Origin of the sequence: Marinobacter sp. UBA2688, assembly GCF_002352785.1 — a bacterium.
Lineage (GTDB): Bacteria > Pseudomonadota > Gammaproteobacteria > Pseudomonadales > Oleiphilaceae > Marinobacter > Marinobacter salarius.
On record NZ_DELU01000007.1, the window covers coordinates 115,476 to 139,025 of the forward strand.

General features: G+C 57.5%; 19 protein-coding genes. 10 read left to right on the forward strand and 9 right to left on the reverse strand.

The window, feature by feature from the left end; all coding sequences use genetic code 11:
• Nucleotides 1–36 precede the first annotated feature (36 nt).
• Together mgtE and yjgA are read left to right on the forward strand one after the other, a co-directional pair.
• Nucleotides 37–1,398 (forward strand): magnesium transporter, encoded by a 1,362-nt coding sequence (gene mgtE, locus B3M52_RS01920; protein ID WP_007155323.1) that lies wholly within the window; start codon nt 37–39, stop codon nt 1,396–1,398.
• Between the two features lie 26 nt (nt 1,399–1,424).
• A complete protein-coding gene (gene yjgA / locus B3M52_RS01925) occupies nt 1,425–1,955 on the forward strand; it encodes a ribosome biogenesis factor YjgA (protein ID WP_036209854.1) in 531 nt (176 codons plus the stop codon).
• Here the strand turns inward: yjgA and B3M52_RS01930 are convergent.
• The 7 genes from B3M52_RS01930 to B3M52_RS01960 all read right to left on the reverse strand — a co-directional run bounded on the left by B3M52_RS01930 (nt 1,952) and on the right by B3M52_RS01960 (nt 11,231).
• Nucleotides 1,952–2,812: a carbon-nitrogen hydrolase family protein gene (locus tag B3M52_RS01930; RefSeq protein WP_051947036.1), complete on the reverse strand. Its 861-nt coding sequence runs from the start codon at nt 2,810–2,812 to the stop codon at nt 1,952–1,954. The genes yjgA and B3M52_RS01930 overlap by 4 nt on opposite strands.
• A gap of 22 nt (nt 2,813–2,834) precedes the next feature.
• Nucleotides 2,835–6,554 (reverse strand): YhdP family protein, encoded by a 3,720-nt coding sequence (locus B3M52_RS01935; RefSeq protein WP_252971560.1) that lies wholly within the window; start codon nt 6,552–6,554, stop codon nt 2,835–2,837.
• Between the two features lie 55 nt (nt 6,555–6,609).
• The gene (gene rng / locus B3M52_RS01940; RefSeq protein WP_286748613.1) at nt 6,610–8,091 is read right to left on the reverse strand and encodes a ribonuclease G; all 1,482 of its coding nucleotides are present in this window, start codon (nt 8,089–8,091) and stop codon (nt 6,610–6,612) included.
• A complete protein-coding gene (locus tag B3M52_RS01945; protein WP_075196513.1) occupies nt 8,084–8,689 on the reverse strand; it encodes a Maf family protein in 606 nt (201 codons plus the stop codon). The genes rng and B3M52_RS01945 overlap by 8 nt, the downstream gene beginning before the upstream one ends.
• Nucleotides 8,690–8,703: 14 nt before the next feature.
• A complete protein-coding gene (mreD, locus tag B3M52_RS01950; RefSeq protein ID WP_036209841.1) occupies nt 8,704–9,180 on the reverse strand; it encodes a rod shape-determining protein MreD in 477 nt (158 codons plus the stop codon).
• Nucleotides 9,180–10,070, reverse strand: a complete 891-nt coding sequence (gene mreC, locus B3M52_RS01955) for a rod shape-determining protein MreC (protein ID WP_075196514.1) — start codon at nt 10,068–10,070, stop codon at nt 9,180–9,182. Before mreC ends, mreD begins: the two co-directional genes overlap by 1 nt.
• Before the next feature lie 120 nt (nt 10,071–10,190).
• Nucleotides 10,191–11,231 (reverse strand): rod shape-determining protein, encoded by a 1,041-nt coding sequence (locus B3M52_RS01960; RefSeq protein WP_036210335.1) that lies wholly within the window; start codon nt 11,229–11,231, stop codon nt 10,191–10,193.
• 377 nt (nt 11,232–11,608) lie between these two features.
• Between B3M52_RS01960 and gatC the strand changes: the two genes are divergently transcribed.
• Genes gatC through gatB form a run of 3 tightly spaced genes read left to right on the forward strand, consistent with a single transcriptional unit; the run spans nt 11,609 to nt 14,873 of the window.
• The gene (gatC, locus tag B3M52_RS01965; RefSeq protein ID WP_041332423.1) at nt 11,609–11,896 is read left to right on the forward strand and encodes an Asp-tRNA(Asn)/Glu-tRNA(Gln) amidotransferase subunit GatC; all 288 of its coding nucleotides are present in this window, start codon (nt 11,609–11,611) and stop codon (nt 11,894–11,896) included.
• 46 nt (nt 11,897–11,942) lie between these two features.
• Complete coding sequence (gatA, locus tag B3M52_RS01970; RefSeq protein WP_286748616.1) at nt 11,943–13,400, forward strand: Asp-tRNA(Asn)/Glu-tRNA(Gln) amidotransferase subunit GatA; 1,458 nt, start codon at nt 11,943–11,945, stop codon at nt 13,398–13,400.
• A gap of 21 nt (nt 13,401–13,421) precedes the next feature.
• On the forward strand, nt 13,422–14,873 hold the full coding sequence (gene gatB, locus B3M52_RS01975) for an Asp-tRNA(Asn)/Glu-tRNA(Gln) amidotransferase subunit GatB (protein WP_036209830.1): 1,452 nt from the start codon (nt 13,422–13,424) through the stop codon (nt 14,871–14,873).
• A gap of 53 nt (nt 14,874–14,926) precedes the next feature.
• Here the strand turns inward: gatB and rimO are convergent, their stop codons facing one another.
• Nucleotides 14,927–16,273 carry a 30S ribosomal protein S12 methylthiotransferase RimO gene (gene rimO / locus B3M52_RS01980; RefSeq protein ID WP_075196516.1) on the reverse strand — a complete coding sequence of 449 codons (1,347 nt, stop codon included), beginning with the start codon at nt 16,271–16,273 and terminating at the stop codon, nt 14,927–14,929.
• Between the two features lie 414 nt (nt 16,274–16,687).
• Between rimO and B3M52_RS01985 the strand changes: the two genes are divergently transcribed.
• From B3M52_RS01985 to B3M52_RS02000, 4 genes are all read left to right on the forward strand, one after another.
• Nucleotides 16,688–17,092 carry a PilZ domain-containing protein gene (locus B3M52_RS01985; protein ID WP_036209818.1) on the forward strand — a complete coding sequence of 135 codons (405 nt, stop codon included), beginning with the start codon at nt 16,688–16,690 and terminating at the stop codon, nt 17,090–17,092.
• Between the two features lie 162 nt (nt 17,093–17,254).
• Nucleotides 17,255–18,163 (forward strand): sulfate adenylyltransferase subunit CysD, encoded by a 909-nt coding sequence (cysD, locus tag B3M52_RS01990; RefSeq protein ID WP_036209815.1) that lies wholly within the window; start codon nt 17,255–17,257, stop codon nt 18,161–18,163.
• Between the two features lies 1 nt (nt 18,164).
• Nucleotides 18,165–19,823, forward strand: a complete 1,659-nt coding sequence (cysN, locus tag B3M52_RS01995) for a sulfate adenylyltransferase subunit CysN (RefSeq protein ID WP_075196517.1) — start codon at nt 18,165–18,167, stop codon at nt 19,821–19,823.
• A gap of 165 nt (nt 19,824–19,988) precedes the next feature.
• On the forward strand, nt 19,989–21,005 hold the full coding sequence (locus B3M52_RS02000; RefSeq protein ID WP_075196518.1) for a nucleoid-associated protein: 1,017 nt from the start codon (nt 19,989–19,991) through the stop codon (nt 21,003–21,005).
• A gap of 178 nt (nt 21,006–21,183) precedes the next feature.
• Here B3M52_RS02000 and trmH read toward each other — a convergent pair whose 3' ends face one another.
• Nucleotides 21,184–21,924, reverse strand: a complete 741-nt coding sequence (gene trmH, locus B3M52_RS02005) for a tRNA (guanosine(18)-2'-O)-methyltransferase TrmH (RefSeq protein ID WP_075196519.1) — start codon at nt 21,922–21,924, stop codon at nt 21,184–21,186.
• Between the two features lie 175 nt (nt 21,925–22,099).
• Between trmH and miaB the strand changes: the two genes are divergently transcribed.
• On the forward strand, nt 22,100–23,446 hold the full coding sequence (miaB, locus tag B3M52_RS02010) for a tRNA (N6-isopentenyl adenosine(37)-C2)-methylthiotransferase MiaB (protein ID WP_041332420.1): 1,347 nt from the start codon (nt 22,100–22,102) through the stop codon (nt 23,444–23,446).
• Nucleotides 23,447–23,550 lie beyond the last annotated feature (104 nt).

The window sequence follows — 23,550 nt, forward strand, 5'->3', positions numbered from 1 at the left end:
GCTATAATACGAGGGTTTTCTGACCGTGGGTGATCCATGACCGATATTCTGGAGAAAAGCCAAGCGCGCCAACGCCTTCGCTCCCTGAGCGAAGCGCTGGACAGTGGCGCCCTGAAACAGGTTGCCCGCATCCTGAATGGCGGCCTGAGCCCCAGTGACATCGCCCACCTGCTGGAGTCATCACCACCCCGCCAGCGTGCCCTGCTCTGGAACCTGGTCGACAAGCAGCTTGAAGGCGAAGTCCTCCAGTATCTGAATGACGATATCCGAGGTTACTTCCTGAGCCAGCTGAACGCTCAGGAACTGGCTGACATCATCGAGGATTTCGAGTCGGACGATCTGGCCGACTTACTGCAGCAGTTGCCCGACACGGTCATCCAGGAAGTCCTGGACACCATGGACGAGCAGGATCGCCAACGTGTCGAAGAAGTCCTCTCCTACCCGGAAGATACCGCCGGCGGCCTGATGAACACGGACACCATTACGGTGCGCCCGGACATCAGTATCGACGTGGTTTTGCGCTACCTGCGCCGTCATCGCAACCTGCCGCCGATGACGGATAGTCTTATCGTGGTCAGCCGACGCGACGAGTTCATCGGCATGTTGCCTATCACCAAAATGCTCGTATCCAACCCGGCGGCAACCGTGCGGGAGGTGATGGACACGGACATCGAACCGATACCGGTTACGCTGTCCGACACCAAGGTGGCAACCCTGTTCGAACGGTACGACCTGATCTCAGCACCCGTGGTCAGTGAGGAAGGCCGACTCCTGGGCCGAATCACCATCGATGACGTGGTTGACGTTATTCGCGAAGACGCAGACCACTCCCTGATGAGCATGGCCGGTCTTGATGAAGACGAAGACACCTTCGCACCGATTCTGAAGACCACCCGGCGCAGGGCCGTGTGGCTGGGCATCAACCTGCTTACGGCCTTTACCGCTTCGGCCGTGATCGGGCTGTTTGAGGCGACCATCGAAAAGGTTGTGGCGCTGGCGGTATTGATGCCCATCGTGGCATCCATGGGCGGCATTGCCGGCAGTCAGACCCTGACCCTGGTCATCCGCGGCATGGCCGTGGGACAAATCAGTGGCGCCAACGTGGGCTGGCTGCTAAACCGCGAATTTATTGCGGGTGCCCTGAACGGATTGCTCTGGGCAGTGGTGGTTGCGTCAGCGGCAACCCTCTGGTTCAGCGACATCATGATTGGCGCCATTATCGCCGCCGCGCTGATTATCAACCTGATCGCTGCGGCACTCGTGGGCACCGTGCTACCTCTGTTCCTGAAGTCCCGCAACATTGATCCGGCACTGGCCGGTAGCGTTATACTGACAACGGTCACGGATGTGGTCGGCTTTATGGCCTTCCTTGGTCTGGCGACGATATTCTACGGATAACCTGTATCCGACAACACGGACTGAAAATGAACGACTCCCAAGACGACGCCCCGGAATACCTCGGCCCGAGCAAATCCCAACTCAAGCGCGAAATGCACCAGTTGCAGGATCTTGGCAGGCGTATGCTGGATCTGAGTAACGATCAGCTCAATACCCTGCCGATCAGCGACACCCTGCGGGCGGCCATCGAGGAATCCCGTCGCATTCGCCAGAACGAAGCCCGTCGCCGCCACCTGCAGTACATCGGCAAGATTATCCGCCAGGAAGACGACCCGGAAGGGCTGACTCGAGCCATTGATGCTTTCGATGCCGGAAGCGAAGAGCACACCCGCCGACATCACCTTGCTGAACGTTGGCGAGACCGGATGATTGAGGAAGGCGACTCGGCCGTCGGCGAATTCCTGAACTACTGCACAACGGCGGATATACAGCATCTGCGCAACCTCGCGCGCAACGCTCGCCGGGACGTGCAGAAAGAAAAGAATACCGGCCAGCCACGAAAGCTGTTTCGCTACCTCAGAGAGTGCATCGACGACGCGGAAGCCGCCGGAAACTAAAGTCTCCGGTGCTCCCAGACGGGCATCCGTGTGCGGATGTCCTTGAGTGTTTCGCGATCAAGCTCTCCAACGACGACACCCGGCCCTTCATCGATCTCGGATAGTATTCGGCCCCAGGGATCGACGATCGCGCTGTGCCCATAGGTGCGCCGGCGCTCACTGTTCTGCCCACCCTGGGCCGCTGCCACAAGCCAGAACTGATTCTCAATCGCACGGGCACGTATCAGCGCATGCCAGTGGGCGTCACCGGTATACCAGGTAAAGGCACTGGGCAGGGACACCCATTCTGCGTCCTGCTCCCTGAGCTGTCGGAACAGCTCGGGAAAGCGCAGGTCGTAACAGATGGCCATGCCGAGTCGGCCTGCCGGTGTATCAATCACAACCACGTCTTCACCCGGCTCGAAGGTATCCGACTCACGATACTGCCCCTGGGCATCTTCAACGGTGGCGTCAAAAAGATGAATCTTGTCGTAGCGGGCAACCTCACGGCCCCGGTCATCGTAGACATAGCAGCAGGCACGAACCCGATCGGTCACAGTGGACCAGTCCGGCCTCGCCGCAATGGGTAGCGAACCACCGACCACCCAGATGCCAAGTTCGGTCGCCTGCTGTGCGAGGAATTGCCGAATCACGTTGTCCGGTTCCGCTTCCCGGCGGCCACAGCCGATCATCTGTTTTGTGGCCAGTACCGCAAAGTTTTCAGGCAGCACTGCAATGCTGGCACCTGCGTCGGCCGCCTCCTTCAGCAGCCTTGCTGCCTCGTTGAGGTTGGCAGCGATGTCATGGGTACTCACCATCTGTATCGCAGCTACCCGACTTGCCTGCCATTTGACGGGGTTGTCTCTTTGCGTTGACATCACGGCCCTCCTGCCAAAACCATCAATTGCCGGTATCGAATACCCGCCTCAGTCGCACGTCTGGTTCGTCCCAGCTTCCACTTACACTATAGGTCGCACTGGTGAGTTTGCTCAATGGATCACCCAACACTTTGTCGAGGACAAACAACGCGCCGCCAATCGGAGCACCTGCCCCCATTAACAAAGCGGCCAGTGGCAGGTTCTGGGTCAGAGGCAACACCACCACCATTCTCATGTCGAGGGTTTCCTCAATCATGTTGGAGGTGCCCGTCAGCTTGAACGCGCCGGAAGGCCCTACCACCTGCAGCTCTGGATCCAACGTCAGCAGGCCGTTAATCATGCTGGCCTTGCCGGAGATGGCATCGAAGGCGACACCCGCTTCGTACAGATCGGAGAAATCGAGCTTCAGGCGTCGCCAGAGCGTGTCAGCATTGAGCAGGTTGAACACCCGGAACAGCTGAGCCGTATTGTTGCCCTCAAGGATGACACCGTCATCAAAACGCACACTGACCGAGCCACTAAGGCCCGAAACGTCAAACTGATCCGGGCGGCCGGGCCAGTCAATATCAAGCTTGACGGCCGTGTTCTTGCTGCGGAAGGGAATCTCAGCGCCAACCAAGGTGTCCAGGTCTGCCAGCGACTTACCGTTGATATCACCGGTAAAACGGGTGATTTCCCGCCCAGCTGCGATGCTCCAGGCCAGCTCTCCCGTCAGGGTCAGGGATTTGAGAGTGCCAACAATGTCCTGTACTAGCAGTTGTGTGGCTTCGGGCCTCAGTTGGAACGACCAGCTACCGGCGTTTTCCCCATCCATGTTGAGATCGGCAATATGGACATCCACGTCCGGCCAGTTGCCGAGGCCCAGGTCACGGAATGTCTGTGCCTGCTGTTCGGGCTCCTGTTCATCGCCCGACTCACTATTGCCCCTGGAGAGCATCAGGCGCTCAAAGTCGACGCTGACCGGTCGATCGTCCTGGGGCCAGAGCACATGGCCTGACGCCCATTCCGAGTCGGTAGTGATCAACCACTCACTGTCACTTTGCCGCGCAGACACCGTAATATCAGTCAGTTGGCGGTCGCCCAGAAACAGTTCGTTCAGGGCAACGTCTACCATTCCCGACTCCCAGGTCATATCCAGGTTGGCGCGATCTTGCCAGTCGACTGACATATCAACGCCAGACTCTTGCCGGGGCGTGACCGTTACCCTCAGGGGCGCTTCATCATCAATTTCTTTTGCCAGCGGTTCAGGCCAGTCAACCGAGAGCCCGGCCAGGTCCGAATACAGCGTAACGGCGGAAGCGGTGTCCGTTGAGACGTCCAACGTTGCCTGGTAGCCAATGTCGCCACTGAGCCCCATGTCCATGCCCTCCGGCAACTCAGTTCGATCCAGGAGCTGGCGAACGTCAAGGCGACCATATTGACGGATATTGAGCGATTGACCGTTCTCACTCCGCCGCATCAGAACCGTGACCGGAGCTCCCATAAACCGAGCTTGCAGGGGGTTCTCGGAAAATCCCTCATCGCTGTTAAACCCCAGTTCCCCATTGACCTGGGTCCACTGTAGATCGGCTTCGGGATAAGTCAGGGTACCGGAATCGGCTCTGACGCTGGCGTTGATGGTGGGCGGCGCATCGGATATCAATGGCAAACCAAGCCCGAGATCCAGGTGAAAATCGCCATCCAGGACGATGCTCCGCCCTGCTTCTCCCGCCAGCTCACCCAGGGGGCTGTTGTCCATCCAGAAAGCCAACGCTGACCCGGGAACCGGGGCTGACGCATCGACGTACACCTGAATATCCTCACCCTCCGGGACAACCCTCACCTCGCCGGGCTCCAGTTCCAGCCCTCCCGTTCGTCCTGCGCGGATGTCGACCCGGGTGCGACCATCCTGAATAAAGACTTCACCACTGGCATCCGCCACCTCGGGCCATCGCTCGTCGTAGCGGATACTGGCTTCTTCGAATCGGTAAACCATTGAGGACGAGAAAGAATTTTCCGGGGCGTCACGATCAATCTGGCCATGACCGTAAAACTCACCGCTGGAGATATCGGCCTTGGTGATCGACGTCGTCAGCCATTGGTAGAGGTCAGGGTCGACAACCTTCATTGGCACGAAGTCGGCAAGCATATCGGCCGTACCATCCCGCACACCGACCCTCAGCCCCAAATTGTCCTCCCCGCCCTGATCCATCCGCAGGTCAAAGGCACCCGTCAGCCGGGTGTTGGCACCATAAACCATACGGATATCATCCGCGTATACGCGGGTTACCCCTCCCTCAAAACGCCAGGCCACACCTGCGCGGACGTCGCCGAGGCTCCAGAACCCCCGGAACAGCTCCGGAAAACCGAGTGACAACCCCTCGCTGTTCACTCTGACGAAACCGCCTTCCCGGTCAATAACCAGGCTACCATCAAGACCAGACACACCGGGCGCACCGTCATGGGCTCTGACGCCAATATTGTTCAACGCTGCCGTCAGCTCAAAGCCACCGCTATCATCCGTAGGCAGATTAAGCATCACCCGGTCCAGGCGGCCGGTGGGGCGATAATTCTCAAGGGCCCTTTCAGCCCTGCCTGGCAACAGGTTCATGCCTGCGACCAACCGTCTAAGGGGTTGGAGTGGAAGCGCATCAGCGATCAATCTTCGGCCCCCGTCGCGATGACTGAACCGGAGGCTGAACGGAGAAACCGTATTGCCGTTCCACTCCCACTCAAGTTCCTTTACGTGAAACTCACCGGTGGCGTACCAGGGCTTAGCCGCCGCTTCTGGCTGACGCTCGCCCAACGTGTCGTGCCTGCGCCAACCAAATTTCGCCCTGATGTTCTCTAGTGGGGCCAGGGATTGGAGACCGACACCGAGTTGCAGATACGGCGTTTTCAGGTTGCCACTGACTTGCTCGATGTGCCCATCCCGAAACGTCATCCAGACCTGACCTCCGAGATCAAAACCTTCCGCCCGAATGTTCCGCCAGGCGTACTCCTCTGCGAGTCCATCAAACAACCGGCCGGAGTTAATATCTGCATAAACCTGCCCCGTGAAGTCACCACGGAAGAAGTGCCGACCAACCAGCTCGAAGCTGGCCAGTTGTTCGGTCGTTCCCGGCCGCATGGCACGGCCTGATGCATGAAACAGCCCGCGCCGGTAGATCAGATCCAACTGAGGCACCTCTACGTGCCGCAGGGTGCCATTGGCGTCGCGAATACCAAGGTCCAGGCGTGTAATCTTGACGGAAGGGTCGGACAGCCATTCGCCGGCAATATCCAGCCAGAGTTCCAGGTCGCTTGCCACGGGATCGGGAATATCGACACCTTCGACGGTCACCGCCCCCCTCGGTGTCTGGTTGATCGTCAGTTCCAGCCCATCGGCGTCAAAATCAGCGAACACAATACGCAGGCGCATGAGCGAGGCGAGAAAATCGAGGCCAATGCGGACGCTCTTCAGTGACCCGGCAACGTCACTACGGTCGTTTTCGGAGACGACCACGATATCGCGGGCGACAATGGTTGGATCCAGCCAGTTCCAGCTAGAGGAGAGCGAACCAATACTGACCGGCTGGCCCAGCTCAGACGACAACCGTTGTTCAATCGAAGAGCGATATTCGTTGATGTTCTGAGTAACCTGGCGCCCTATTCCGGCATAAAGTGCAAGCAGGACGACGACCGCCAGCAACAACCACCAGATCAGACTGGCGGCGCCCGAGACGATTCGAAGTAACAGATGTTTCAGAGTTTGATCAGCCACACTGGATGCCATCAGGGGTAATCGCCACGCCTAACCAATGCCTGCCGGGCCGGCGTTACAGCAGTACCACATCATACTGCTCCTGACTGTAGAATGGCTCAACCTGAAAACGGATGGTTTTTCTGATAAACGTCTCAAGGTCTGCCACGTTGTCGGACTCTTCATCCAACAGCCGATCCACCACGCTCTGGGACGCCATCACCAGATAGCTTTCCGCGTCATAGGCGCGATTGACCCTGAGAATTTCACGGAATACTTCATAACAGACCGTTTCGCTGGTCTTGAGAAAGCCGCGTCCATCACAGATGGGGCAAGGCTCACATAAAATCTGACCAAGGCTTTCGGTGGTGCGCTTACGGGTCATTTCCACCAATCCGAGCTCGGAAACCCCGGTAATCTTGGTTTTGGCGTGATCCCGCTCCAGCATTTTCTCCAGCATTCGGTGGACCTGGCGCTGGTGCTCGGAATCCTCCATATCGATGAAATCGATGATGATAATACCACCGAGATTCCTTAACCTGAGCTGGCGACTAATGGCACGGGCCGCCTCGAGGTTGGTCTTGAAAATGGTTTCTTCCAGGTTGCGGTGCCCCACAAACGCGCCGGTGTTGATATCGATCGTGGTCATCGCTTCGGTCTGGTCGATGATCACGTAGCCACCGGATTTGAGCTGGACCTTGCGACTGAGGGCTTTCTGAATTTCATCCTCAACGGAATACAGGTCAAAAATGGGACGTTCGCCCGGGTAATACTCGACCTTGTCGGAAAACTCGGTCACAAACTCCTCAACGAACTCCATCACCCGCTGGTGGCTTTCCCGACTATCGATGCGCACCTTCTCAGTCTGTGGACGGATCAGGTCGCGAATGGTGCGGATAAACAGGGGAAGATCCTGATACACCACCGAAGGCGCCTGACTTCGGGTAATGCGCTCCTCAATGGCCTGGTTCAGACGGTGCAGGTAGGTCATATCGCCGATCAGGTCATCTTCCGAGGCAGCCTCTGCAGCGGTGCGAATAATGTAGCCGCCAGAGATGTCCGGTTCTGCGGCAGCACCCTCTTCAACCAGTGACTTCAACCGTGAACGTTCGGTCTCATCTTCAATTCGCTGGGAAATACCAACATGACGGACGCCAGGCATGAATACCAGATAGCGCGAGGGGATGGATAGCTGGGTGGTCAGCCGTGCACCCTTGGTTCCAATGGGGTCCTTGGTGACCTGAACCACGAGGGACTGCCCTTCTCGGAGCAGGGTGCGGATATCCGGAACCGTTTTCGGTGTCTCGGGGGCGTCGCTGGCCGGCTGCTGACTGGTGACGACATCAGAGGCATGAATAAACGCCGCACGTTCCAGGCCGATGTCTACAAATGCCGCCTCCATGCCGGGTAATACACGAACCACCTTGCCCTTGTAAATGTTGCCCACGATGCCCTTGCGGCTGGTGCGCTCAATGTAGGCCTCCTGGAGCATACCGTTCTCCACGAGCGCCACCCGGGTTTCCACCGGGGTCACATTGATCAGTATTTCTTCACTCATTGCGGCTCTCCTGCCTGCTGTTCCAGGTTTCCCATACCGGGTATCCGGCACCGGCCAGTAATGCTGCGGTTTCCTGCAGGGGCAGTCCCACTACGGCGCTGTAACTGCCTCGGAGTTCCTCTACAAAAATACCACCCCGCCCCTGAATGCCATAGCCGCCCGCTTTATCCATGGGCTCACCAGTTGCCACATAGGCATCGATTTCCGCCGCCAGCAGCTCGCGGAAACGAACATTCGCTATCACCAGGCGGGACTCACAAATACCCTTGTGAACCACAGCAACACCGGTCATGACCTGATGGGTGGTTCCCGAGAGCGCCTGTAACATAACGGTCGCATCGCCGGTGGTGTCTGGCTTGCCCAGGATCCGGCCCTCCAGTACAACCGAGGTGTCCGAACCAATCACCAGGCAGCCAGGCTTGGAAGCACTTCCCGCCAGAGCCTTTTCCCGGGCAAGGCGTTCGACATAGTGTTCGGCTGACTCGTTGCTCGCGGGCGTTTCGTCAATATCCGCCGGCTGAACCAGGAACGACAGACCGATCTGCCTTAACAGTTCGGCTCTTCGAGGAGACGCTGAGGCAAGAACAATAGACTGCATAGCGCCCTCCAATCCTAGCCAAGCTTGCGATTCAGGTTATCCAGCAACACACACAACACCGGCCAGACCAGAGCACTGGTCAGCGCCGGCCACAAGTAGCTGAAACCGGAGCTGTCAGCTCCCAGTGTCTGCTTGATAAAATGCACCAGCATCTGGTTGATACCCAACAACAGGAACACCATCAGGCACTGCTGCGGCAAAGGGTACATACGCAGCCGCTGGTGAATGGTCAGCACCAGGAACGCAATAACCCCCATGGCCAGGGCATTCACGCCCAGCGGGGTGGCTTCCAGTACGTCCAGCAGCAGACCGAGGCACCAGGCCAACAGGATACCGAACTGGGCCGGTGCCCGGAATGTCCAGTAGAACACAATCAGGCCCAGCCATTCCGGCCGGAACTCAAACCAGCCCAGCGGAAACAGCGAACTGCTGAGCACCAGGGCAAACAAAACGCTCAGGGCAAAAACGGGATAACTGATCACCGACAGCATTAGCGCACCCCATCCTGTTCTGGTGATCCAGCATCGGAGCCTTCGGGCGAGCTTTCAGCGTCATTCGTGGCGTCGTCCTGTTCCGGTGAAAACACAACCAACACCAGGCGACTCCGGTTCAGCTCCGCCATTGGCGTAGCACGAATTTTCACAAACGGTTCACCCGGCTCCTTGGAAATCTGGTCCACTTCCGCCACCGGGTAGCCCTTGGGAAAACGCCCCCCCAACCCGGAGCTGACCAACAGATCCCCTTCGCGAATATCGGCGGTATCCGGCACATGCACCAATTCAAGCGTGCTGGTGTCCCCATTTCCAAGCAGGATAGCTCGCAAGCCGTTGCGAACCACTTCCACAGGCACCGCGTGGCTGCTGTCCGATACCAATAGAACCCGTGAGGTAAAACTGCTGGTTTGTTGGACCTGCCCCATCAGGCCGTTGGCATCCAGAATAGCCTGGCCGACCACAACACCGTCGCGACTGCCTTTGTTGATCACCACTTCGTGAGAGAACGGGTCCGGTGAAACACCGACTATTTCGCCAACTATGACCCGGTCATCAAGGACCTCTGAGGAGTTCATCAGCTTGCGCAGTTCGTTGTTTTCTGAGGCCAGGGCGGCATACTTGAGCGCCCGGCGCTCCAGTATCAGCAAGCGAGCACGCAGAGCTTCGTTTTCTTCCTGGAGGTCTTCACGGGTGGTAAACAGGCTGGCGACCCAGTCACTGAATTCGGAGGGTGCATTGCCAAGCCAGTGAACCGGGGCAAGGCCGGTACCGATCGCGCTGCGAACCGGCGTTACCTGATCGAAGCGGGCATCCGCAACGATCAGTATCGCTGAGAGCACAATAACCAGTAGTAGCCTGAAACCGGGAACGGGGCCTTGGACAAAGATGGTTTTAATAGCTCACCCTCCCGCACTCCATGCAGGTGTCCATACGACAACCGCCGCCGTGATCATTCACGAGCGGCGGCCGGGTAAAGGCAATGTCGGGGCGTAAAGCCGGAGTCAAGGTCAGCCCTCCTGGGAGAACATTCCGATTCCGCCACGATCAATCACTTCCAGCGCCTTGCCGCCACCACGGGCGACACAGGTCAGCGGGTCTTCCGCAATAATCACCGGCAGGCCGGTTTCCTCGCTGATCAGTTTATCCAAACCGCGCAGCAACGCACCACCACCCGTAAGCACAATGCCTCGTTCGGCGATATCAGACGCCAACTCTGGCGGCGACTGTTCCAGGGCGCTTTTCACTGTCTGGACGATCTGCGCCAGGGATTCCTGGAGCGCGTCGAGGATTTCCTCGCTGTTCAGGGTAAACGCCCGGGGCACGCCCTCTGCAAGGTTGCGGCCGCGAACGTCGATCTCGCGGATATCCAACCCCTCATAGGCACAACCAATTTCGTGTTTGATGCGCTCCGCAGTGGAGTCACCGATCAGGCTTCCGTAGTTGCGGCGAACGTAGGTAACGATCGCTTCATCGAACTTGTCGCCACCGGTACGAACAGACTCGGCGTACACAATGCCATTCAGGGAGATGATAGCGATTTCGGTGGTGCCACCGCCGATGTCCACAATCATGGAACCGCTGGCTTCCTCCACCGGCAGGCCAGCACCAATGGCCGCCGCCATCGGCTCTTCAATCAGGAACACTTCTCTGGCACCAGCGCCCAGGGCGGATTCACGGATAGCCTTACGCTCTACCTGGGTGGATTTGCTGGGAACGCAAACCAGTACGCGGGGGCTTGGGGTGATAAAGCTGTTCTCATGCACCTTGTGGATGAAGTGCTGGAGCATTTTCTCGGTAACCACGAAATCTGCGATCACACCGTCTTTCATCGGACGGATGGCGGTGATGTTTCCCGGAGTGCGACCAAGCATGCGTTTGGCTTCGGCGCCGACGGCTGCGACCATTTTCTGTGAGCCAGAGGTGCGGATGGCTACAACGGAGGGCTCGTTGAGTACGATACCGCGTTCGCGCACGTATATAAGGGTGTTGGCGGTGCCCAGGTCGATGGACAGGTCGCTGGAAAATAAACCTCGGAGTCTTTTGATCAACATTCGTGTAGTTTCAACCTGAGAGTTGCAGTCGCAAAAATGATGCGGCAACTTTAGCAGTGAGCACCCCCGCAGGCAAGGCACCATCGGGGCTCCCGAGGCGCCTTTCGCGCTTTTCTCCTTTGTTTTGGCCCCTCCCGCGATTGTTTGAATCTGTTACCATAGCGCTTTCTTTTTGAACTTGGGTGCATGGGCGCTTGAGAGACAGCCTTCCAAAACACGCTCAAGCACGTCCGTGTGGCGCTTGGGCTCCGCCATCCATGGCTCCGCACAGTTTTGGAAGGCTGTCTCTCAAGCACCCTCATCATCCGTGCAAACTTCAGTTGATATAAAGCGCGCATTTAAGTTACTGAAACTTCATATATATGGGAGGAAGCGTGACCATTTCCCGCAAGGACATTGAGAAAGTCGCTGTGCTCGCCCGCATTCGGGTGGACGAAGAACAGGTTTCAGCGCTGGAAAAGGATCTGGGCAATATTTTGGATCTGGTGGACCAGTTGAGCGCGGCGGATACCGATTCGGTGGCGCCCATGGCCCACCCCTTGGATGCCGTCCAGCGCCTGCGCCCGGATGAGGTGACGGAAACCAATGAACGGGAGGCTTTCCAGGAGATTGCGCCGGCTACCGAGAATGGCCTCTATCTGGTTCCCCGAGTGATTGAATAAAGGGCATCGATTGACCCGACGAACAGCGACGTAAACAGGACGTATCATGCATAACAAATCCGTAGCAGAGCTTTCCCGAGATCTGGAAAGCGGCAAGATTTCCAGCGTGGAGCTGACCCGGCAGTTCCTGGGCCGCCTTGAAAAGGAAGATGAGCAGCTCAACAGCTTTATCACCATTACGGAAGAACAGGCCCTGGCCGACGCCCATGCGGCAGACGAGCAACGGGCAGCGGGTAAGGCCACACCCTGGACGGGTGTGCCCTTCGCCCACAAGGACATATTCTGCACCAATGGCGTGGCGACCACCTGTGGCTCGAAGATGCTGGCGAATTTTGTGCCACCCTACGATGCAACGATCACGGAGAATTTCCGCAAGGCGGGCGCTGTGTGCCTGGGTAAAACCAACATGGACGAGTTCGCCATGGGGTCGTCCACCGAGTCCAGCTACTTTGGCGCCACTGCCAACCCCTGGGGGCTGAGCCGGGGCGAGAAGCGGGTGCCGGGCGGCTCTTCCGGCGGCTCCGCGGCGGCGGTTGCAGCGCGGCTGGTGCCCGCGGCGACAGCCACGGATACCGGCGGGTCCATCCGTCAACCGGCCGCGCTGTGTGGCGTGACCGGGCTGAAACCAACCTATGGCCGGGTGTCCCGTTACGGCATGATTGCCTTTGCTTCGAGCCTGGACCAGGGTGGCACCATGGCCCGCACAGCCGAAGACAATGCGCTGATGCTGAATGTAATGGCGGGCTTTGACCCCAAGGACTCCACCTCCATTGACCGTGACGTTCCGGACTATACCGCAACGCTGAACGAGCCGTTGACAGGGTTACGCATCGGGCTGCCGAAGGAATACTTTGCTGGCAACCTCAGTGCCGCCATGGAAGAACAAGTTCGGGGTGCTATCCGGGAGTACGAGAAGCTCGGCGCCACGGTAAAGGAAGTGTCCCTTCCCCACGCTGACCTCGCCATCGCGGCCTACTACGTTATCGCCCCGGCCGAGGCCTCGGCCAACTTGTCCCGTTTTGACGGCGCCCGTTATGGCTACCGCTGCGAAGACCCGAAAGACCTGCTGGACATGTACACACGCACCCGGGCCGAAGGTTTCGGCACCGAGGTCAAGCGGCGGATTCTGGTGGGCACCTACGCCCTGTCCGCCGGTTACTTCGACGCCTATTATCTGAAAGCCCAGAAGGTTCGTCGGCTGATCCAGCAGGACTTCATTAACGCCTTCAAGGAAGTGGATGTGCTGATGAGCCCGACCACGCCCTCCCCGGCCTTTATCCAGGGCGAGAAAATCAGCGATCCGGTGACCATGTACCTGGAGGACGTGTTTACCATTGCCATCAACCTGGCGGGCATCCCCGCCATGTCCGTTCCAGCCGGGTTTGTGGATGGGCTTCCAGTAGGCCTGCAGATTATTGGGGATTACTTCTCCGAAGCTCGCTTGTTGAACGCCGCCCATCAATTTCAGCAGGTGACCGACTGGCACCAGCGCGAACCGCAATAAGCCCGATACAGGAGAACGACTATGCAATGGGACATTGTGATCGGGCTGGAGATTCACGTTCAGCTCGCCACCAAAACCAAGATTTTTTCCGGCTCCAGCACCGCCTATGGCGCTGAACCCAACACCCAGGCCAATGCCGTTGACCTGGCCATGCCGGGCACCCTGCCCGTGCCGAACGAGCAGGCATTTCGCTACGCGGTGATGTTTGGCCTGGCGGTCAACGCCGAGATTGAACGCCGCTCAGTGTTTGAACGGAAAAACTATTTCTACCCGGACCTTCCCAAGGGCTATCAGACAACACAACTGGAGCGCCCGATTGTCGGCCCCGGCTATGTGGATATCGATCTGGCCAGTGGCGAATCCAAACGGGTGCGTATTCACCACGCCCACCTGGAAGAGGATGCAGGAAAATCTCTCCATGAGGATTTCCACGGCATGACGGGCATCGACCTGAACCGCGCAGGCACGCCGCTGATTGAGGTGGTCACTGAACCCGACATGACCAATGCCGATGAGGCTGTCGCCTTTGCCAAAAAACTCCACGGCATTGTCACGTCCCTGGGCATCTGTGACGGTGACATGTCACAGGGCTCCATGCGCTTTGACGTGAACATCTCACTCAAGCCCAAGGGTTCCGATACCCTGGGCACCCGCACCGAAACCAAGAACCTGAACTCCTTCCGCTTCATGGAGCAGGCCATTGCCCACGAAGTCGAGCGGCAGATGGACATTCTCGAGGACGGTGGCACCATTGTTCAGGAAACCCGCCTGTACAATGGCGACCGGGACGAGTCCCGCTCTATGCGCACCAAGGAAGAAGCCAACGATTACCGCTACTTCCCCTGCCCGGACCTGCTGCCGGTGGAAATCGACGATGCCTTTATCGACGAAGCCCGCAACAGCCTCCCGGAACTGCCGGATGCCCGCAAGGCCCGCTTCAAGGAACAGTACGGCCTGAACGACTACGATGCTGGACTACTGGCTGGCGACTCGAAACTGGCCGCATTCTTCGAAGCCGCCGCTGATCGCGGGAAGGACGCCAAGTTGGCTTCCAACTGGGTTCAGGGCGAATTCTCCGCACGTCTGAATGCGGAGGAAAAATCTGTGGCCGACTCACCGATTTCCGGCAAGCAGCTAGGGGATCTGGTGGTGCGCATCGCGGACAACACGATTTCATCGGCGGGTGCCAAGAAAGTGTTCGAGGCGCTCTGGGCCGGCGAAAATGACAGCGTGGATGCGATTATCGATGCCAAAGGCCTGAAGCAGGTGTCAGACACTGGCGAGCTTGAGAAGATGGTGGACGAGGTTCTGGCCTCCATGCCGGATCAGGTGGCCCAGTATCAGCAGGAATCCGACCCCAAGAAGCAGAAGAAGATGCTCGGCGGGTTCATGGGGCCGCTGATGAAGGCCTCCAAGGGCCAGGGCAATCCGAAGCTGTTTAATGAGATTCTGGTGAAGAAACTGGGGGGCTGACCCTCTGGCTGCGGCCCCAGCCTGTTTGGTTTGGGGGAGGCCTCGGTGGGAGGCTACCGAACAAGCCGACCCCATAGATCATGCTCATCCGCATGCTCGACCGCAGCCTGAACAATCTGCCCCGGAACAAGATCGGTTTCGTCGTTGAGGTAAACCATGCCGTCAATCTCCGGCGCATCCGCCTTGGAGCGGCCGATGGCGCCTTCTTCGTCGACTTCGTCGATGAGAACGTCAATAGTCTGGCCGATTTTGGCCTGCAATCGGGCCGCTGATATTTCAGCCTGTTTTTCCATGAACCGGGCCAAGCGCTCTTCCTTCACCTCTTCCGGAACGGCACCTTCGATCTCGTTCGCCCTCGCACCTTCCACCGGGCTGTATTTGAAGGCTCCGACACGATCAAGCTGAGCCTCATCCAGCCAATCCAGCAGGTACTGGAAATCTTCCTCTGTTTCGCCGGGGAAACCGACAATAAAGGTGGAACGGATGGTGAGCTCCGGGCAGATGTCACGCCACTTGCGAATGCGTTCCAGCGTCTTGCTGTCGTGGGCCGGGCGTTTCATGGCCTTGAGCACTTTCGGGCTGGCGTGCTGGAACGGGATATCCAGGTACGGCAGGATTTTGCCCTCCGCCATCAGCGGGATCACATCGTCCACGTGCGGATAGGGATAAACGTAATGCAGGCGCACCCAAACGCCCATTTCACCCAACGCCTCACACAGGGACTGCATCTTGGTCTTTAGCGGGCGGCCCTGCCAGAATCCGGTACGGTACTTGGTGTCGACACCGTATGCAGAGGTGTCCTGGGAGATCACCAGAAGCTCTTTTACGCCAGCGTCCACCAGGCGCTTGGCCTCGTCCATCACGCCACCAATCGGGCGACTGACCAGGTCGCCGCGCATGGACGGGATGATGCAGAAGGTGCATCGGTGGTTACAGCCTTCGGAAATTTTCAGGTATGCATAATGCCGGGGGGTCAGTTTGATGCCCTGAGGAGGCACCAGGTCCGTAAACGGATCGTGTTGCTTGTTCGGCGGCACAAACTGGTGCACCGCTCCCACAACTGCTTCGTAGGCGTGCGGGCCGGACACGGCGAGAACACCCGGGTGAGTGTCACGTATCTTGTCCGCTTCAACACCCATGCAACCGGTTACGATGACCTTGCCATTTTCATTGATTGCTTCACCAATGGCATCAAGGGACTCCTGCTTGGCGGCATCTATAAAGCCACAGGTGTTCACCACGACGATATCAGCGTCGTTATAGGTCGGTACCACATCGTAGCCGTCCAGCCGAAGCTGGGTCAGGATGCGCTCGGAATCAACCAGGGCCTTGGGGCAGCCAAGACTGATAAAACCCACTTTTCCGCTGCCTGCGGGAACGGATGAAATCTTGTTTGTCATAACCTGCACGAAATCGTGGAGCCGTTGGCGGCCCCGGTGGATGTTGGTGCGTAGTTTACCGCAGCCAATCCGACACCGTAAGTAACAGCTGTCCTTCGTATCCGCCTGATCGCGAGCGCTCCGAATCGATATTGGTGACACCACGCTCACATTCAGTTCACAAATCTGACAGTTTTGGCGACAGGCAACTTGCTGATCACCAAACAAACAACTAGACTTTCAGGAAGTTAAGATCGAAACAACAAGCGCTTGCTGTTTTTCGCACTCGCCATATTGCAGATTTATGACAATTGGCTGGCTTTCTCGTGTGTATAGAAAGCGTGCCTGGAAAGAAGGCAGCGAGTAAAAATAATAAAGGATTGAACGATGGGTAAGGCTGCCTGCTTTGAAACCAGAGATGCAAGAAGAGTGACTATGAAACCAGTTGCCGCCAAGCCAAACCTACGCAACCAACAACGCGTCGATGTCGCTACCGAAGCACGGATTGAAAAAACCGACGGCAGCTGCCTTACCTGTAAAGTCTCCAACATTTCCCGAACCGGCCTGATGGTCCTCTGTGATCAGGACTCTGTGAGAAAACTGGTTCCCGGCCAGAAAACACCGGCACCCGGAAACTGGATATCCGTAACAACGACATTCTCTGTGCCGGTTGTTGCCAACCAACCCGTTTCTGTGATCGCCGGAGGCAACATTGTCCACATGCGACGAATTGCCCGCGACCAGTTCCAGCTCGGCATCCAGTTTTCGGAGTTCGAAGGCAATGGTTTCGACTACGTGAACAACTACGTCAGCAAACTGCTTTCCACCTCGTCGCACTAACTCGGAAGTTTTACCCTCCAGCCTTTCCTGCCGCTATATTGTTATAGCAGTAAACTCTAGTTACCCGACTTCTTATGCCATGGCCTGATCTGGTATCATTGCGGCATTCACACGCCCAGCCTCTATCGAATCCGGAGGCACGCAAAGCGGTAACAGGACACGATGACCACTTACAACCTGACGCATCTCAAACAGCTGGAAGCTGAAAGCATCCACATCATCCGGGAAGTTGCAGCCGAGTTCGACAACCCGGTCATGCTCTATTCCATCGGGAAAGACTCCGCAGTAATGCTGCACCTGGCCCGCAAAGCCTTTCATCCCGGCAAGCTGCCCTTCCCGCTCTTACACGTGGACACCACCTGGAAGTTCAAGCAGATGATTGAATTCCGGGACCGCAAAGCAAAAGAGTATGGCCTGGACCTGATCGTCCACAAGAACGAGGACGGGATCAAACAGGGCATCGGCCCCTTTACTCACGGCAGCGCCAAGCATACCGACGTGATGAAAACCCAGGCCCTCAAACAGGCCCTGGACAAGTACAAGTTTGATGCTGCTTTCGGCGGCGCTCGCCGGGACGAGGAAAAATCCCGTGCCAAGGAGCGCGTCTATTCCTTCCGTGACGAGTACCACCGCTGGGACCCAAAGAACCAACGTCCTGAGCTCTGGAACATCTACAACGGCAAGATCAACAAAGGCGAGAGCATCCGGGTATTCCCGCTGTCCAACTGGACCGAGCTGGATATCTGGCAGTACATCTACCTCGAAAACATTGAAATCGTGCCACTTTACTACTCCGCCAAGCGGCCCGTCGTGGAACGCGATGGCACGCTGATCATGGTGGACGACGACCGCATGCCTTTGAAAGAAGGCGAAAAGCCGATGATGAAATCCATTCGTTTCCGCACCCTGGGCTGTTACCCACTGACCGGCGCCATCGAATCCGAGGCAGACACGCTGCCGGAGATCATCCAGGAGATGTTGCTGGCAACCAGCTCCGAACGTCAGGGCCGCGTGATCGACCACGATTCGGCCGGCTCCATGGAACAGAAAAAGCGGGAAGGGTATTTCTAAGATGGCACACCAGTCTGATCTGATTGCGGAAGATATTCAGGCCTACCTGAAGCAACACGAAAACAAGGAACTGCTGCGCCTACTCACCTGCGGCAGTGTGGACGACGGCAAGAGCACCCTTATTGGTCGCCTGCTGCACGACACCAAGATGATCTATGAAGATCATATGGCGAGCCTGAAAAGTGACAGCGCCAAGATGGGCACAACGGGCGAAAAGCTGGACCTTGCCCTTCTGGTCGATGGCCTGCAGGCCGAGCGGGAACAAGGCATCACTATTGATGTTGCCTATCGTTTTTTCTCAACTGATAAGCGCAAGTTCATCATCGCAGACACTCCCGGCCACGAGCAGTACACTCGCAACATGGCGACAGGGGCATCGACGGCTCAAGTTGCGATCCTGATGATCGATGCGCGCCACGGCGTTCTGACCCAGACCCGCCGCCACTCTTACATTGCCTCTCTGCTTGGCATTCGCCACATCGTGGTCGCAGTGAACAAAATGGATCTGGTTGATTTCAGCGAAGAACGCTTCAATGAAATAAAGGACGACTACCTGGCGTTTGCCAATCAGCTTGGCCTGAAGGATATTCGCTTCGTGCCATTGTCTGCCCTCGAAGGCGACAACGTCGTTAACAGGAGTGAGAACACACCCTGGTTCGACGGCCAGCCCCTGATGGACATTCTGGAGACGGTGGAAGTATCCCACGACAAAAATCTGGAGCACTTCCGCTTCCCCGTCCAGTACGTGACGCGCCCGAACCTGAACTTCCGCGGTTTCTGCGGCACCATAGCCTCTGGTGTTGTGCGCCCCGGCGACAAAGTGATGGCCTTGCCTTCACGACGCACCAGCGCAATCAAAGACATTGTGACGTTTGATGGCAACCTGGAAGAAGCCTATATCGACCAGGCGGTCACACTGACGCTCACCGATGAAATCGATGTCAGCCGAGGCGACATGCTGGTCAAGGCTGAGGATGAGCCAGAAGTGGGCAACCGCTTCACCGCCAACATTGTCTGGATGACGGACGGCCCGCTGGAAACCGGTCGCCTTTACGACATCAAGCTCGGCCCGACGTTTACCTCGGCTACCGTCAAAAAGATTCATCACCAGACCGACGTCAACACACTGGAGAAGAACGACAACCCGTCTGCGCTTCAGCTGAACGAAATCGGACTGTGTGAGCTGACCCTGAGCCAGCCCATTGCGTTTGATGCCTATCAGCGCAACCACGCCACGGGCAGCTTCATTGTGATTGATCGGCTGACCAACGTGACGATCGGTGCGGGTATGATTGCCGGCACTGCAGGCACGGTTGAGTCGCTGGACCCGGTGACCAGCGAAGAGCGCGAGCGCCGTCTGGCGCAGAAGCCTGCCATTATTGCCTGTAACGGCAAGCAGGCCACGGCGCTGGCCCTGGCAGTTGAACGGGCGCTGTTCGATCAGGGCAAGACCTCCGTTGTCCTCAGCGAGGACAATGCCGGCAATGCCGAAGACCGTCGGCGCGCAGCGCAGGTGGTCAGTGCCCATGGCCTGATTGCCATTGCGGTGAACCTGGGTGCGGATGTGGCATCGGCGTCTGTTTCTGCAGACGATGACAAGGAGGTCACTGAAGCGGTGACTTCACTGATTCAGGACCTGATGCGGCATAAGCGGGTTTAACCTCGCTTTTGGGACTTTGAGGATAGCCCCCATGGTCTTAGGCCTTGGGGGCTTCTTCGTTTTGGGGCTGATCCCACAGCCCTATAAAAACCATTACAATCCCAACCCCTGAAGGTTTACCCTCAGCCTCCTACACGTTCTATTAACCAAGGGACTCTTGACTCCATGGCCATCAAACAGCTCCGCACTCTCTTCGCCAGCCAGTATCAGCCCGGACAGCCGGCGCGGGTTCGTCCCGGCGAGGCGTTGGCCGAGCCGGGTGGCGACTATGAGGCGCTTCACAAGCAGATGAAGCGCCTGTTCAACAGCAAACCCGGCAAGAAATACGGTCGTTTTTCCGAGGACATCGGTGAAAGTCCGTTCAGCAGCTGGCTGAAGGACTACCGGGAGGACAAGCAAAGCTTTGCGTCGATGACTGACCGTCTTTTTGGCCAGTGGCAGGAACTGCTGAACAGCGCCCAGGAGGAATTTGAGGGGCACCTGATGATTGTCCACGAAGCCCTCGCGGATGCGGAGGTGGTTTATCTGTTTATCCTGGAAAACGACAGCGCCATGCGTTTTGATGCCCAGCAAACGTTGGACGCGACGGACATCCTGAGCCTGTCGCGGCTGAATCTGGCGGTGCGCGTGGAATTGGACGACTGGCTGGGTGACAACGCCGGCGAGAACTATCTTACGCTGGTCCACGCTCGTGGTTCCGGGGAAGGCGGTGACCTGTTCATCAAGCTATGCGGTTTCACCAATCAGGTGGATGTGGAGAAAGAGACGCTGACGTTCATGGATGCCGTGGAAGCCTTTGCCAAATCATCCGAACCGGAAGAGGCAGGCAAGATTCGGGCGCGAGCCTATGAGTTCTCGAAGGAGCAGCATGCGTTGGGCGAGCCGGTGGCCATCGAGGCATTGTCGGGCTACCTGGATGAGAACGAGCCTCAGCGTTTCAAGGAGTTTGCCAGTGAGACTGCCGAGCTGCCGGAAAGCGGGGTGTTGCATCCAGATCACCGCAAGGTGAAGAAGCTGGTTCGGATTGCGGGCTCAGGTGGTGGTATGAGCGTGTCGTTCTCTTCGGATCTGGTGAATCAGGCGGTTTACTATGACCGTGACAACGACGCATTGACGATTACGCGGTTGCCTAAGGCGTTGCGGGAGCAGCTGCAACGTTATCTTGAAGGCCGGGAGGAATAGCAGCTCACTGATCTGATGACTTTGGGGGCTGACCTTCTAGACTGAGAACTCTTGGGGCTGGTCCCGCCATGGGGTAGCATTTTCTTCTGGAAAAAGAACTCGCTGCGCTCGGACACCTTTTTCCGGCAGAAAATGCTACCCCACACCGTGACCGATCAATCGACTGTGGTTAATCCTTTTATTGAGGTTCGTTGGTGGCTGATTCTGTTTTATCAGTCCACCTCGGACGGTTGGCTCGGAGCTTTCGGACTTCCTGCATCCAGCCTACGCCGTCGACTAATTCACCGGTTTCCGGGTCTATAGGCGGGTATGGCAGGTTGCGGTCGTCGCAGTAGCGTTTTACGACCGGCTGGCACCAGCAGAACAGCAGACGGTTGTATTCATCGTCTGGTAGCCTCTGGTGGGCATACAGGCCTGCCTGTTTCCTCTGCCGTTGTGCTTCGGACAGAATAATCGCACAGGCGGACGACACGTTCAGGGACTCCACCATGCCCATCATGGGGATCACAATGTGCTCGTCAGCCTGTTCGGCAGCGCTGTCGCTGACACCATCTACTTCATTACCCATGATCACCGTGCAGGGCACGGTGAAATCCGCTTCCCGGTAATCAATCGCTCTTTCCGACAATTGGGCGGCGTAGAGTTTGTGGCCCCGCCCTTTCAGCTCCGAAACCGCATCGTCCATGGTGGGGTGCGTGTGGGTGGTGACCCAGTTGTAGCTGCCGCCGGCGGTTTTTCGGAAGGCACGGAAACCTTCCCGCGGCCAGACCACGTGCATGCTGGCAAGACCAAACGCATCGCAGGAGCGGATGATGGCCGACAGATTGCGGGGTTTGTGGACCTGGTCGGTGAGGACGCTGAGATCGGGCTGGCGAGTATCCAGGGTTTGTTTGATTCGGGCCAGGCGTTCGGGAGTCATGATTGTTTGAGCGTTCTAAAAAATTGGAAAAACCAATACTACCACAAGCGATTTAGAGGATTGCCGAGACAAAGGTGGTTGCCGATTGATCACCCCGTTATAATGTGCAGCTAACTTTTTTAAGCGCCACTCCCAACCTCCCGGCGCAAATCACACACCAAGCACGTTGAGAATCATGGCCAAGAAGCTGTACATCAAGACCCATGGCTGCCAGATGAACGAGTACGACTCATCACGCATGGCAGACCTGCTTCGCACCGGCGAAACCGTCGAAATGACCGACTCGCCGGACGACGCCGACATCCTGTTGCTGAACACCTGCTCGATCCGCGAAAAAGCGCAGGAAAAAGTGTTCCACCAGCTGGGTCGCTGGAAGAAACTGAAAAACAGCAAACCGGACCTGATCATCGGCGTGGGCGGTTGCGTGGCCAGCCAGGAGGGTCAGGCGATCATCGACCGGGCGCCCTACGTGGACATGGTTTTTGGCCCGCAAACCCTGCATCGTCTGCCGGATATGATCACCGAAGTCCGCGCCAAGGGTAATGGTGTTGGCGTGGTAGACGTCAGCTTTCCGGAAATCGAGAAGTTCGACAACCTGCCTGATCCCGGCGCGGACGGCCCGTCCGCGTTTGTTTCCATCATGGAAGGCTGCAGCAAATACTGCACCTTCTGCGTGGTGCCCTACACCCGTGGCGAGGAAGTCAGTCGTCCGGTGGACGACGTGATCGCGGAAGTCGCCCACCTTGCCAGCCAGGGCGTACGTGAGGTGAACCTGCTGGGCCAGAACGTGAACGCCTACCGTGGCGAGACCCACGATGGTGACGTGATGGATATGGCGGAGTTGGTGACCCTGATCGCCACCATCGACGGCATTGACCGTATCCGGTATACCACCTCACACCCGGTGGAGTTTTCGGACTCACTGATCGAGGCCTATGAGCAGGTACCAGAGCTGGTCAGCCACCTGCACTTGCCAGTGCAAAGTGGCTCAGATCGGATACTGGCAGCCATGAAGCGCGGCCATACAGCTCTGGAGTACAAGTCCAAACTTCGCCGCCTGCGCAAGATTCGCCCGGACATCAGCTTCTCCTCGGATTTCATCATTGGCTTCCCGGGGGAAACCGAGAAGGATTTCGAGGACACTATGAAGCTGATCAACGATATTGGCTTCGATATGTCGTTCAGCTTCATCTACAGCGCCCGGCCCGGCACTCCGGCGGCGGACCTGCCGGATGACACGCCACTGGAGGTGAAGAAACAGCGCCTGAGCATTCTCCAGGACCGGCTGAACCAGAATGTGATGGACATCAGTCGCAAGATGGTGGGCACGACACAGCGTATTCTGGTAACAGGCTTGTCCAAGAAGGACCCCGGTGAATACGCGGGCCGTACCGAGAACAACCGTATTGTGAACTTCCGGCATGAGAATCCGGAGGTGGTTGGGCACTTTATTGATGTGGAGATTCGGGAGGCTCTGCCTAATTCTCTTCGCGGGGTTCCTGTGGGTTCCGGGATGTATTAAACCTGGGCCCCACGCGTCTCGGGTTTGGTGAATGGCGAGTGGTGGGGACCTCCTCCCAAAAAACGCTACAAGCACATCCATGTGCGCTTGGGCTCCGCCATCCA